Genomic DNA, 12,321 nt, shown 5'->3' with positions numbered 1-12,321 from the left:
TACTTAGTACCCATTGCTTATTACTTATAAATAGTATGACTGATTGGATAAAAGCCGCAAGGCTAAGAACTTTACCGCTTTCCTTAAGCGGAATTATTATGGGAGCCTTCATTGCCAAATGGAGACTTTACGGTGAAGGTGGAATCTGGGATTGGAAAATTTTGGCTCTGGCACTTTTGGTAACCCTTCTTTATCAGATTCTTTCGAACTACGCCAATGATTATGGAGATGGAGTAAAAGGTACCGATGCCAAAAGAATAAACGAAGCAGAAGCAAGGGCCGTAGCATCAGGGAAAATTACAGCTAAGCAGATGAAAAATGCAGTCATTCTTTTCTCCGCACTGTCTTTTATAGCTACAGTTGCTTTACTGTATGTAGCCTTCATTCCGGAATATATGAATGAATTCTATGTCTTTATAGGATTGGGAATCGCTTGTATCTTAGCGGCAATCGGGTATACAGTGGGGAAGAAACCTTATGGATACATGGGATTGGGAGATATCTTTGTATTTATCTTCTTTGGACTTGTTTCGGTATGTGGAAGCTATTTCCTGTTTACAAAAACGTTCAGCTGGGATATCCTGTTACCGGGAACGGCAGTGGGAATGATGAGTATGGCCGTTCTGAACCTGAACAACATGAGAGACATTGAAAGTGACAGATTATCAGGAAAGAACAGCTTTGCATTAAGAATAGGATTCAAAAATGCAATGATCTATGAAATGGTTCTTCTGCAGCTTCCATTGTTGCTTATTCTTATGTTTTTAGGGCTTAATGGATTTATACAGGGTCAAAACTATTATGTTTTCATTGTAATGATTCTTATGTTTCCATTATCAAAGCTGAGAAGAAAGATTCTATCCGTAAAAGAACCAAAAGAATTAGATCAATATTTAAAGCAGGTTGGGATCATGACGTTTGTAATGGCTATTCTTACGGCAGCCGGGCTTAATTTGTTTAACTAAATCTAAAATAATACATCATGAGTTCCAAAGTCTGCGTTGAAGCTCAAATGCTCATTAGAAAACCCATTGAAGAGGTTTTTGATGCATTTGTCAATCCGGAAGTAACCACTCATTTCTGGTTTACAAAATCTACCGGAAAATTAGAAGAAGGAAAAGATATTATCTGGGAGTGGGAAATGTACGGCGTAAAAAATGTCGTGACGGTTCACCAGATCATTTCAAACCAACTGATTAAGACAGAGTGGGGAACGCCTGCGGTAAACGTAGATTATGAATTTAAAACAATGGAGAACGGAACTCTGGTTGTCATTAAAAGCTACGGATTCAGCCAGACAGGCGAAGATCTTCTAAAAGTAATTAACGACAATACAGGTGGTTTTACAACGGTTTTAGACGGCTGTAAAGCCTATCTGGAGCATGGAATTAACCTTAACCTCATTGAGGATAAATTTCCACCGAAATAGTTAAAGTAAATAAACAACGCTTAGCGTTTTAAAGAAAACACAGATGGCACGAATACTTTCACGAACGTCACTAATCTCATTGTGCTATTTGTGAAATTATTTGAGTCATTTGTGTTTAATAATAATTGAAATTAAATTTAAAATGAATATACAATTCTTAGGGCAAAATTGCTTCCTGTTTACGTACAAGGACAAGACAATTTTATGCGACCCTTTCTACAATTACAAAAAAGCGGAATCAGGTTTTGATATTACCGCCCAGAAAATTGATTACATCCTTCTTACCCATGCACATGGCGATCATATTGCAGACGTAGGAGAAGTATTGCAGCACTATCCTGAAGCTACCATCATTGGAGTACCGGAAGTATGCGCTTACTTCAAACAAGCAGTCAATACAGACGATGTGAACCTCGGAGGGTCGGCAAAAATCGACGATCTTAAAATTTCCATGGTTCCGGCTCACCACACAAGTTCTTTCCCGGATGGAAGCTATGGAGGCATTCCTGTAGGATATATTTTCAGACTTCCTGAAGGTAAGAACATCTATTTGGCAGGTGATACAGGAGTAATGGCAGATATGGAGCTGTTCCCAAGACTTTACGGGAATATTGACCTTTCTATCCTTCCCATCGGAAGCCACTATACAATGTGTCCTAGAAAAGCTTCTTTTGCTGCAGCAGAGCTATTAAAAACTCCTAAAGTAATCGGATGTCATTTTGATACTTTCCCAGCAATTGAAATCAACCATGAAAGTGCTTTAAAGCATTTTGCTGATAAAAATGTAGAACTTGTTTTACCAAAATTGGGAGAAACATTCGAATTTTAATCGATAACGAGACCGGGGTAATTTGAAAATTAGAAAAATGAAAAAGATGCGTAACGTATTAAAAACAAAAAAAGATAATTATCAAATTACCTCTCTTCTTACTTTAATACAAAAAAAAATGGCAAGCTACCTAAATCACACCGCTACAACCGATTACCTTTGCTGCGTTCCCACCCTGGAGGATTCTCAGGAGCTAGTTGTTTAGGACTTGCCGTTGCAAAGGTAGGAATATTTTATTAACTTCAAAACTTTATTAAGAAAATTTCGTTGAAAAAATGCAGTGGTAGAGCTAATCAGCTGACATTTAGGGGAATAATTTTTCAACTTTTTTCTAAAAAATTAAATATGACGAAAAGTCCATCAACATTAGGAATTATACTTTTTATCGCTACAATGATCGTTTTCTTCGTAGTGTACACGTTTTTCTCAGGAATCAATTATTTTGATATCTCTTTGAAAGCCAATGCTTTTGTTTTACCACTGTTATATGCGGGGGCCGCTTTTTGGTCTGTAAAAGTATATTGGAACACCCATAGAGTCGTAAAATTTAAAGATGCTTTCAAAAGAGCATTCGTTCCAATGTTTATCGGAGGAATTCTTTCCATCTTCAGTATTTATGCTTTTTTAAACTTTGCAGATACTGATGCCAAAAAATTGTTAAACTACCAATATGTTCAAAGACAAAAATCAGAATTAGATACAGAATATACCTCTGCAAGAAAGATTTTGAAGCATCAGAAAGATATTGATGAGCTGGATCAGAAGTATAAAGAGAGGCTGCAAAGCTTCACTCCTGCAGCTGTAAAAGGAAAAGATATGCTTACCGCAAGTCATTTTTCAGGATATTTTGCCGCAATTCTTATATTTTACGTAGTTTTGTCGGTGTTTTTCGGAGCGTTTTTCAGAACACGAACAATTCATCAACCCGAAGAAACAAACGAAGCCTAATTTTTATTAAAATTAAATGAATTTATCTATAGTTATTCCGTTACTGAACGAAGAAGACTCTCTGGAAGAGCTTTTTTCTAGAATTGATAAAGTATGCACAACCAGTAACTTATCTTACGAGATCTGGTTTGTAGACGATGGAAGTACGGATTTGTCGTGGAGTATTATTGAGAACATGAAGGTGCAGCACCCTCAGATCCACGCAATTAAATTTTCCAGAAATTATGGAAAATCACAGGCGCTTCATGCCGCTTTTGCAAGAACAAACGGTGAAGTCGTGATTACGATGGATGCCGATTTACAGGATTTCCCAGAAGAAATTCCGGAACTGTACAATATGGTAATTCATGATAATTATGATATTGTTTCCGGTTGGAAAAAGAAGCGTTTTGATAATGTAATGACGAAAAATATTCCGTCAAAATTATTTAATGCCGCAGCGAGAAAAGTTTCAGGCGTTTATCTTCATGATTTTAACTGTGGATTGAAAGCTTATAAAAAACAGGTCGTAAAATCTGTTGATGTATACGGAGATATGCACCGCTATATCCCGGTATTGGCTGCCAATGCAGGATTCAGAAGAATTACGGAAAAAGAAGTACAGCACCAGGCAAGGCCTTACGGAACTTCAAAATTCGGAACCGAAAGATTTGTCAGAGGATTTCTGGATTTGATAACTCTTTGGTTTGTAAGCCGCTTTGGAGGAAGACCTATGCATTTCTTCGGAGCTGTTGGAACTTTAATGTTTATCGTTGGTTTTCTTTCTGCACTTTGGTTGGGGATTTCTAAACTTATTGATGTGGCAAGAGGAATTTATGGACATTTAATTACCAATAATCCCTGGTTCTTTATTGCTCTTACTATGATGATTATGGGAAGTCTTCTGTTTGTGGCAGGTTTCTTAGGAGAAATGATCATCAGAACCAACCGTGAGCATAAGAATTACAATATTGATGAAGTAATATAATGGAGGATAAATTACCGAAAATATATTCTAAAAAAGCTATTTTAGGATTTTCTATCTTTATGTCAACAATTTTTGGAGGGGTATTGTTATACCAAAATCTAATTGAGATCAACAAAAAGAAAGAAGCTTATACTGTGTTGGGAATTTCTATTGCAATAACAATATTAACTGGCATTATTGTTAATATTCCGGAAAATCCTAGCACTTCATTATCATATATATGTGGCCTTGGCGGGGGATTTCTTCTTGCTTATTATTTTATGCCTAAATATTTCCCAAATGAAGAACAGTATCCTACGAAAGCGATATGGAAACCATTAATTATTGCTGTAATTATCGCTGCAATTATTTTAGGCTTAATCATTTATGGTATTTCTGTTGAAAATGGCTAGACAATAGAAAAGTTGTAATAGTTCATCAATCATTACAGATTAAAAATAAAATATGACGAAAAGCACTCTATTGATAGGGTGCTTTTCTATTTTTGTAAAAACTTTCTGATGTTGCAGTTCAGAATTTTTATCTTTTTTCTTTTGTTGACTTTTATTACATCATGTTCCTCAAACAAACTAATCGGTTCCTGGAAATTCATTGAAATTTACGATGGAGAAATCAGGAATATAGATCTTGTGAAAATGAAAAACGACAGTTCAAAATACGGAAACGGAATGCTGACTTTCCATAAAGACGGGACTTTCAGCTCTATGCAAGACACAGGAGTTTATCAAAAGAAAAAAGAGTTGCTCATGATGAAGTATAAAGATGGAACAGATACTGCACGGATGAAAATCTCTTATTTGAGTTCTAAATATCTGTTTCTGTATTCAACAACAAAGGCTCCCAAAACCTGGGTATACGAAAAATCAGAACCCCATAAAAAATAGGAAAAAGGACTTTTTTACTTGAAAACAGGCAGAAAATGATTTTTTATATACATTTTTGCTGTTATTTTACGTAATTTCAATATTCTCGATTGCTGCTTACAACAAACTTTCAGATAAAAAGCAGAAAATTAAAAAATATCAGGTATTTTATTGCCAAAAGACAAAGATTTTTAAAAATTTTAATCCTATTTTTGTTGTAAAATAGTATTGAAAATTTCTATGATAAGATTGAAAAAAACTTTCAGAAATTTTTAAGAAAATCATTATTGAATTCGAATATTTACCATTAAATATGAAAAAAGTATTATACACATTGATGTTGGTTGCTGTAGTTTCCTGTGGAAAAGTCTCTCCAAAGGGAAATATTGAAAAGAAAGATGTGGATGTTTCAGAGTTTGTTAATCTGGATCTGGAAGGTAAATTCCGTGTGTTCTATGCCAGAGGGCCAAAGAATTTTGTGGAAATAGAAACCTATCCCAATGTTGCCAGTAATCTTGATGTAGATGTGAAAGACAAAACCCTGTCCATTAAAGAAAAAAGAGGAACAAAAGGGGTAGATTTTTACAATGTAACCATCTATTCTAAATATAATCTTGAAAAAGTAGCCGTTTCAGATTCTGTGGAAGTTAATATTTCAAGCGAAATTAAGACTGATAACTTCAGGCTTACTATGAAAAATAATGCCAGCTTTATGGGATCTGTGAACACCAGAAGAGCAGAAGTGGAAATGCATAACAGAAGCCGTGCTAACTTCCTTGGTTTATCTAAAGATGCGGTGATAAAGATTTCAGATACAGCAAGTTTAATTTCTCCTTACTGGAAAATTACCAATCTGAATATCGATTCTAAAAATGGAAACTATGCAGAAGTAAATGTGAAAGATTCCTTAAAAGGACACATCCAAAATACGGCAAAGTTTATCTATTACAATGATCCGATCAGAGCGTTTAAAATTGATAAAACGACAAGGGTAGAAAACAAAAAATTAGATTAGTTTTGGTAGGAAGCCAAAAGATGAGAGGCAGGGATTAATGTTAGTTTTTTATATCTCTATTTTTTCCAGAATTAAAAAAAATCTTCCAAACTTGAACAATAAAAAAATATAAAAATCAAACAAAGCAGGAATTTTGAAACCAGGCAGGATATAATTTTTTGTCTTTAGCTTTATTTTTCCAGCTTCAAAAACTTAGACATAAATATGAATACACTAGAAAAAGCGAAACTTTGGTTAAGTGATACCTTCGATAAAGAAACGAGAGATGCTGTACAGGCATTGATCGACAGCAATTCCCCTGATCTGGAAGATTCTTTCTACAGAGAACTGGAATTCGGAACAGGAGGAATGCGTGGGATAATGGGAGTAGGAACCAACCGCTTGAATAAATATACATTGGGACAGGCTACTCAGGGATTGGCAAACTATATGTTAGAACAATTCAAAGGGGAAGAAATCAAAGTAGCTATTGCTTACGATGTTCGTCATAATTCAAAAGAATTTGGAAAATTGGTAGCCGATGTTTTAACAGCAAACGGGATTAAGGTTTTACTTTTCAAAGACCACAGACCGACTCCTGAACTGTCTTTCACTGTTCGTGATAAAAAATGTAACGGAGGAATTGTATTAACAGCATCTCACAATCCACCGGAATATAACGGATATAAAGTATACTGGAATGACGGAGCACAAATTGTTCCGCCTAATGATGAAGCCATTATCAAGGAAGTATATTCTGTAAAATTTGATGAAATTAAGTTCAACGGAAACGATGATCTGATCGAATGGATCGGGGAGGAGCAGGATGATGTATATATTGATGCCTGTATTGAAAATTCTACCTATCAGGATGTTGGAAAAGAAAATCTGAATATTGTTTTCACGTCTATCCACGGAACAACGTATACTACTGTTCCTAAAGCTTTAGCTAAAGCAGGATTTAAAAAGGTAGATCTTGTGAAGGAGCAGATGATTCCAAGCCCGAATTTCCCTACAGTAGACTCTCCAAATCCGGAAGAGCCTGCAGCGTTGGAAATGGCTATGGATCTGGCAAGAATTACCAATGCAGACATAGTTATCGGGACAGATCCGGATGGTGACCGATTAGGAATCGCTGTAAGAAACCTTGATGGTGAAATGCAGCTGCTGAATGGTAACCAGACCAATACAATCCTTACTTATTATATCCTGAATGAATGGAGAAAGCAGGGGAGAATTACAGGAAAAGAATTTATCGGTTCTACGATTGTTACTTCGGACATCTTCTATGATATTGCACAGAAATTCGGTGTAGAATGTAAAGTAGGTCTTACAGGTTTCAAATGGATCGGAAAAATGATCCGTGAAGCAGAAGGAACTCAAAAGTTTGTATGCGGTGGAGAAGAAAGTTTCGGTTTCATGACCGGAGATTTTGTTCGTGACAAAGATTCTTGTGGAAGTATCCTTTTGGCCTGTGAAATTGCTGCATGGTGCAAGGCGAACGGAAAAACAATGTATCAGTACATGATCGACATCTATAAAGATCTTGGAATGTATTATGAAGGACTGATCAATATTGTAAGAAAAGGAAAAGAAGGAGCTGAAGAAATTCAGAACATGATGAAGAACTTCCGTGAAAATCCTCCAAAAGAATTAGCAGGTTCAGAAGTGTTACAAATCAACGATTATAACGAACAAACAAGCTTTAACGTTTCTACAAACGTGAAGAAAGTAATGAACGATATTCCGAAATCTAACGTATTGATTTATTATACAGAAGATGGAACAAAAGTTTGCGTAAGGCCTTCAGGTACAGAACCAAAGATTAAGTTTTATGTTTCCGTAAGAGACTCTATCTCTTCCGAAGCAGACTTCAGAGATAAATTAAAATCACTAGAAGCTAAAATAGGAGCCGTTAAAACAGATTTAAAACTGGACTAATCTCCTGATAACAGCACATAAATGATAAAAAATATTGTAGCAATTTGCTTACTGTCGGCAGCTGTAGTTTCTTGTAAAAAAGAGACTGCAGTTTCTGACACAAAACCGGCAAATGACTCAGTTGTTAAAAACCAAACCAAAGATCCATATAAACCTATTGATACAGTTTGTACTCCTGCCAACAAAACGGAGGATTACATCACAGCTCTTCAATGGTATCGGACTAAAATTGAAAAGGAGATTGCAGGAAACAGCCCGGAACAGAACGACAAAGTATACGAAGACTACCTGACAATAAGAGAGAAATATACAGAATGTCTTAATGATCTGCATACAGCTATATTAGATAAGTATATTGATTATCACACAGGACCGGATACTAATAATCTGCCGGCCAATGTGAAAAAAATAGTTGCAGAACTGAATAAAGTAGGTCTGGAATTTCGTGAAATGGGTGAGGGATTTACTGAAATTCATTCATTACCCGGATATTATGAGTCTGTTTTTAAAAATAAGGTAACCCCTGATTATGGTGCTTATATTTCACAGATGGCGGAAGATAACAAAGAAAATTATGCTATAAACGGAGGTCTGATGATCACCTGGGAAGAACTGGGAGACCGGTTAATCGTTTGGGAAAATTTAATGAATAAATATCCTAAAAGTCCATTAATCAAATCAATAACAGATCATTATTATAGCTATTTGTCGGATTATCTTCTGAGAATGGATAGTGATTTGATTTATGACAGTGAAGAAAGGAAGATCTTTGATGACAAAATGGAAGAATACAACAGAATCATCAAAAAGTACCCTAACTCCAGGACCGCAAAAAAAACTAAAGAACTAATAGCCGCCTATGATGCCCATACCCCTGAGGATCAGATAGGTGAGAAACTCAATTTAAGAAGATAATATTAGTAAATTTTAAATAAGAATAAAAGTGAAAGTTTCAAAATTAGCAGCGAACCTAATCGGTTCTGAAATTGTAAAAATTGGTAACGAAGTAAATGATCTAAAAGCAAAAGGAGCAGAAATTGCCAATCTTACTATTGGTGACCTGAATTCTAATATCTATCCTATTCCAGCCTTGCTGAAGGAAGAAATTCAGAAAGCCTATCAGAATAACCTGACAAATTATCCTCCTGCAAACGGACTTTTATCTTTAAGAAAAGAAGTTTCCAAAGACCTGAAAAGCAGATGGAATTTGGATTACGCTCCAAACGATATCCTGATTACAGCAGGTTCAAGACCTTTAATCTATGCAGTGTACAAAACCATTGTAGACGAAGGCGATAAAGTAGTATATCCTACACCATCTTGGAACAACAACCACTATGCCTACCTTACTTCAGCCAACGCTGTTGAAGTAAAAACAAAACCTGAAACCAACTTCCTTCCCACTGCAGACGATTTAAGACCTCATTTGGATGGAGCCGTATTGTTAGCTCTTTGTTCACCATTGAATCCTACAGGAACAATGTTTACCAAAGAACAGCTTTCAGAAATCTGCGAACTTGTGATTGCTGAAAATAAGAAAAGAGGAGAGAATGAAAAACCGTTATATCTGATGTATGACCAAATTTATTCTAACCTTACTTTTGGAGCTCCACACGTAGATCCGGTTTCTCTTTTCCCTGAAATGAAAGACTACACTATCTACATCGATGGTATTTCAAAATGTCTTGCAGCAACAGGAGTACGTGTAGGATGGGGATTCGGTCCTGCTCATATTATTGATAAAATGAAAGCGCTTCTTACACACGTTGGAGCCTGGGCACCAAAACCAGAACAGGAAGCAACAGCAAAATTCTTTGAAAACCCTGAAAATGTAAATGTTTTCGTAGAAGATTTCAAAGGAAAACTGGAAGAAAGTTTAAAAGTTCTTCACGGAGGCATTCAGGACCTGAAAGCAAAGGGCCTAACGGTTGACAGTATTGAACCAATGGGAGCTCTTTATCTTACTATTAAATTAGACTATATCGGAAAAACAAAACCTGATGGAGGAGTTCTTGAAAATTCTTCTGACTTGGTATTTTATCTGATCAATGAAGCAGGAGTTGCTTTAGTACCATTCTCTGCTTTCGGAGAAGACCAGTCAGAACCTTGGTTCCGTGCTTCTGTAGGAGGATTGGCAACAGATGAAATTAAAGTGATGCTTCCGAAGCTAGAAGCTGCTTTAAACAATCTAAAGTAATTTTCAACTAGAAATAAATACAGGCTTCGGCTCTGTGCAGTACGATATCGTTAAAACTAAAATGAGTATTATCAATGTCATACTGAATAGAGTCGAAGCTTTTTTTATGCATTTTTCTTTGCCTTTCCGGAATTGTCTTTTTAGTTAAAAGTATAAACCAAGAAGATACTATTCTTTAAAAAAATTAAATAAATATTAAAAATTCAATAATCATTTTGTAGTAAAGTCAACTAGGGATTACCTTTGGGAATTTTATAAGCTAAAAATAATAAACAAGGGGAAAACAACTAAGATGAAAAAATTGAGATTTCTGCTATTACCAGTCTCTATACTGGTGTGCTCACAAGAGGTGGATACATTGAAGGTCCAGGAACTACCACAAAATCCTGAATTACCCAAAGTACAAACCTATACTTTAAAAGATGGTTCGGTAAGAACTTATCCCAAACCCAAACTATTGGATTTTGTAACCAAACTACCCAGAAACTTTATCAATACCAATAAAGATTTTGTAGCCCAAGACCATGCATACTATCTGGGAGGAGCTGTTGCAGCTACTTTAATCCTTTTGCCAGTGGATCAGAAACTGATTGATAACTCCAGAGAACTGGGGGAAAGATGGGGAATGGGTAAAGATAATAACTATCATAAAGTAGGGGGTGTTTTCAAAATACCTAAAGACATCGGTTCTACGCTTTATCTGATTGGAAATGGTTCTACATTGGTATTACTGGGAATAGGGTTCGGAACTTATGGATTAATCAAAAATGATTACAGAGCACAGGCTACAGCGAGTGGTCTAATGGAGAGTTTAATTCTTTCCGGAGTTTTTACTCAAACTCTTAAGAGAATTACCGGAAGAGAAAGCCCTTTCATTGCAGAAATCAACGGAAATAAAGGTGGGGCGTGGAATCCTTTCCCTAGTTTTTCAGAATTTGGAAAAAACACCTCAAATTATGACGCAATGCCGTCGGGACACTTAACTACATTTATGGCTGGAATTACCGTCATTGCAGACAACTATCCGGATGCAAGATGGATAAAACCGGTAGGATATACATTGGCAGGAGCCTTATCTTTTCAAATGATGCAGAGTAAAGTTCACTGGGCATCAGATTACCCTTTAGCCCTATTAATGGGATATTTTATAGGGAAGACCATCTCTAAAAGCAGATATACTTCATCAGAAGGTACGATCGGAAAAACAAAATACAATCTCAACTTTGTAGCATCCCGCCAATGGGAATACAATATGGTAGGTGTAAAACTTTCTTTTTAATCCTCCGAAATGCCTGTTTTGTTGAGTAAATAAGATAGTTTTCACTACATTTGGTCTGAATATATATTTTGATTCCTGCATTTTTTTATGTAGGAATCAAAGTTGTTGATTTAAAGACTTTTACTAATATTTTTACAAAATGAAAATAATCGCTGTCATCCCTGCCCGCTACGAAGCAAGCCGTTTTCCAGGGAAACTAATGCAGATTTTAGGAGAAAAAACCGTTATTACGACAACCTATCTTAACGTGGTGGAAACCGGGCTGTTTGATGAAGTATTTGTGGCTACCGACTCCGAGATCATCTTTGATGAAATTGTAACCCACGGAGGAAAAGCTGTAATGACGGGCCAGCATGAGACAGGAAGCGACCGTATTGCCGAAGCTGTACAGAATATCGATTGTGATATCGTGATTAATGTTCAGGGAGATGAGCCTTTCCTTAAACTGGAACCTTTACAGCAGCTGATTGAAGTCTTTAAAAATGATACCCAACAGGAGATTTCATTAGCTTCTTTAAAAATTCAACTCTTTGAAAAAGAAGAAATTGAAAATCCTAATAATGTAAAAGTAATTACAGATAATAATGGTTTTGCTCTATACTTCAGCCGTTCTGCGATCCCTTTTCATAGAGAGATCGCTTACGATGTAAAGTACTTTAAACATATCGGCGTATATGCTTTTAGGAAAGAAGCGCTGCTACAGTTTTCGAAATTGGAAATGAAGCCTTTGGAAATATCCGAAAAGATAGAATGTATACGCTATCTGGAATATGGTATGAAGATTAAAATGGTAGAAACCAACTTCATTGGTGTAGGTATTGATACCCCGGAAGATCTTGAAAAAGCCAGAAAATTAATCTAAAAAAGCCAGAAA

At 35.9% G+C, this 12,321-nt stretch carries 13 protein-coding genes and 1 other RNA gene; 13 read left to right on the top strand and 1 reads right to left on the bottom strand.

Features of this window, described 5'->3' with window-relative positions:
* Nucleotides 1-35: 35 nt before the first annotated feature.
* From menA to ACQ76T_RS07470, 3 genes are all read left to right on the top strand, one after another.
* Nucleotides 36-965 carry a 1,4-dihydroxy-2-naphthoate octaprenyltransferase gene (gene menA / locus ACQ76T_RS07480; RefSeq protein WP_431342692.1) on the top strand — a complete coding sequence of 310 codons (930 nt, stop codon included), beginning with the start codon at nt 36-38 and terminating at the stop codon, nt 963-965.
* Nucleotides 966-982: 17 nt separating this feature from the next.
* Nucleotides 983-1,429 (top strand): SRPBCC family protein, encoded by a 447-nt coding sequence (locus ACQ76T_RS07475; protein ID WP_431342691.1) that lies wholly within the window; start codon nt 983-985, stop codon nt 1,427-1,429.
* Nucleotides 1,430-1,571: 142 nt separating this feature from the next.
* A complete protein-coding gene (locus ACQ76T_RS07470; RefSeq protein WP_431342690.1) occupies nt 1,572-2,258 on the top strand; it encodes a metal-dependent hydrolase in 687 nt (228 codons plus the stop codon).
* Nucleotides 2,259-2,374: 116 nt separating this feature from the next.
* Here ACQ76T_RS07470 and ffs read toward each other — a convergent pair.
* Nucleotides 2,375-2,472, bottom strand: an RNA gene (gene ffs / locus ACQ76T_RS07465) — signal recognition particle sRNA small type.
* A gap of 131 nt (nt 2,473-2,603) precedes the next feature.
* Between ffs and ACQ76T_RS07460 the strand changes: the two genes are divergently transcribed.
* From ACQ76T_RS07460 to kdsB, 10 genes are all read left to right on the top strand, one after another.
* Nucleotides 2,604-3,206 carry a DUF4199 domain-containing protein gene (locus ACQ76T_RS07460; protein WP_431342689.1) on the top strand — a complete coding sequence of 201 codons (603 nt, stop codon included), beginning with the start codon at nt 2,604-2,606 and terminating at the stop codon, nt 3,204-3,206.
* A gap of 16 nt (nt 3,207-3,222) precedes the next feature.
* Nucleotides 3,223-4,173, top strand: a complete 951-nt coding sequence (locus ACQ76T_RS07455; protein ID WP_431342688.1) for a glycosyltransferase family 2 protein — start codon at nt 3,223-3,225, stop codon at nt 4,171-4,173.
* Nucleotides 4,173-4,565 carry a hypothetical protein gene (locus ACQ76T_RS07450; protein ID WP_431342687.1) on the top strand — a complete coding sequence of 131 codons (393 nt, stop codon included), beginning with the start codon at nt 4,173-4,175 and terminating at the stop codon, nt 4,563-4,565. The genes ACQ76T_RS07455 and ACQ76T_RS07450 overlap by 1 nt, the downstream gene beginning before the upstream one ends.
* Before the next feature lie 108 nt (nt 4,566-4,673).
* Nucleotides 4,674-5,057 (top strand): hypothetical protein, encoded by a 384-nt coding sequence (locus tag ACQ76T_RS07445; protein WP_431342686.1) that lies wholly within the window; start codon nt 4,674-4,676, stop codon nt 5,055-5,057.
* Between the two features lie 292 nt (nt 5,058-5,349).
* On the top strand, nt 5,350-6,051 hold the full coding sequence (locus ACQ76T_RS07440) for a GIN domain-containing protein (protein WP_431342685.1): 702 nt from the start codon (nt 5,350-5,352) through the stop codon (nt 6,049-6,051).
* Nucleotides 6,052-6,255: 204 nt separating this feature from the next.
* Nucleotides 6,256-7,971, top strand: coding sequence for a phospho-sugar mutase (locus tag ACQ76T_RS07435; protein WP_431342684.1), 1,716 nt, complete (start codon nt 6,256-6,258; stop codon nt 7,969-7,971).
* A 21-nt stretch (nt 7,972-7,992) separates the two neighbouring features.
* A complete protein-coding gene (locus ACQ76T_RS07430; RefSeq protein WP_431342683.1) occupies nt 7,993-8,886 on the top strand; it encodes a hypothetical protein in 894 nt (297 codons plus the stop codon).
* Between the two features lie 28 nt (nt 8,887-8,914).
* The gene (locus tag ACQ76T_RS07425) at nt 8,915-10,168 is read left to right on the top strand and encodes a pyridoxal phosphate-dependent aminotransferase (protein WP_431342682.1); all 1,254 of its coding nucleotides are present in this window, start codon (nt 8,915-8,917) and stop codon (nt 10,166-10,168) included.
* 292 nt (nt 10,169-10,460) lie between these two features.
* Nucleotides 10,461-11,447 (top strand): phosphatase PAP2 family protein, encoded by a 987-nt coding sequence (locus ACQ76T_RS07420; RefSeq protein ID WP_431342681.1) that lies wholly within the window; start codon nt 10,461-10,463, stop codon nt 11,445-11,447.
* A gap of 139 nt (nt 11,448-11,586) precedes the next feature.
* Nucleotides 11,587-12,309, top strand: coding sequence for a 3-deoxy-manno-octulosonate cytidylyltransferase (kdsB, locus tag ACQ76T_RS07415; RefSeq protein WP_431342680.1), 723 nt, complete (start codon nt 11,587-11,589; stop codon nt 12,307-12,309).
* Nucleotides 12,310-12,321 lie beyond the last annotated feature (12 nt).

This window comes from Chryseobacterium sp. JK1, from assembly GCF_050632815.1.
In the GTDB taxonomy this organism is placed as follows: Bacteria; Bacteroidota; Bacteroidia; order Flavobacteriales; family Weeksellaceae; genus Chryseobacterium.
The sequence above is the reverse complement of the archived record's forward strand: the minus strand, read 5'-3'. Positions and strand labels throughout refer to the sequence as shown.

Bases quoted from the DNA above. Each gene is read 5' to 3' on its own strand.
- kdsB (WP_431342680.1), top strand. From the start codon at position 11,587: ATGAAAATAATCGCTGTCATCCCTGCCCGCTACGAAGCAAGCCGTTTT.
- ACQ76T_RS07435 (WP_431342684.1), top strand. From the start codon at position 6,256: ATGAATACACTAGAAAAAGCGAAACTTTGGTTAAGTGATACCTTCGAT.
- ACQ76T_RS07440 (WP_431342685.1), top strand. From the start codon at position 5,350: ATGAAAAAAGTATTATACACATTGATGTTGGTTGCTGTAGTTTCCTGT.
- menA (WP_431342692.1), top strand. From the start codon at position 36: ATGACTGATTGGATAAAAGCCGCAAGGCTAAGAACTTTACCGCTTTCC.
- ACQ76T_RS07475 (WP_431342691.1), top strand. From the start codon at position 983: ATGAGTTCCAAAGTCTGCGTTGAAGCTCAAATGCTCATTAGAAAACCC.
- ACQ76T_RS07460 (WP_431342689.1), top strand. From the start codon at position 2,604: ATGACGAAAAGTCCATCAACATTAGGAATTATACTTTTTATCGCTACA.
- ACQ76T_RS07470 (WP_431342690.1), top strand. From the start codon at position 1,572: ATGAATATACAATTCTTAGGGCAAAATTGCTTCCTGTTTACGTACAAG.
- ACQ76T_RS07430 (WP_431342683.1), top strand. From the start codon at position 7,993: ATGATAAAAAATATTGTAGCAATTTGCTTACTGTCGGCAGCTGTAGTT.
- ACQ76T_RS07420 (WP_431342681.1), top strand. From the start codon at position 10,461: ATGAAAAAATTGAGATTTCTGCTATTACCAGTCTCTATACTGGTGTGC.
- ACQ76T_RS07450 (WP_431342687.1), top strand. From the start codon at position 4,173: ATGGAGGATAAATTACCGAAAATATATTCTAAAAAAGCTATTTTAGGA.
- ACQ76T_RS07455 (WP_431342688.1), top strand. From the start codon at position 3,223: ATGAATTTATCTATAGTTATTCCGTTACTGAACGAAGAAGACTCTCTG.
- ACQ76T_RS07445 (WP_431342686.1), top strand. From the start codon at position 4,674: ATGTTGCAGTTCAGAATTTTTATCTTTTTTCTTTTGTTGACTTTTATT.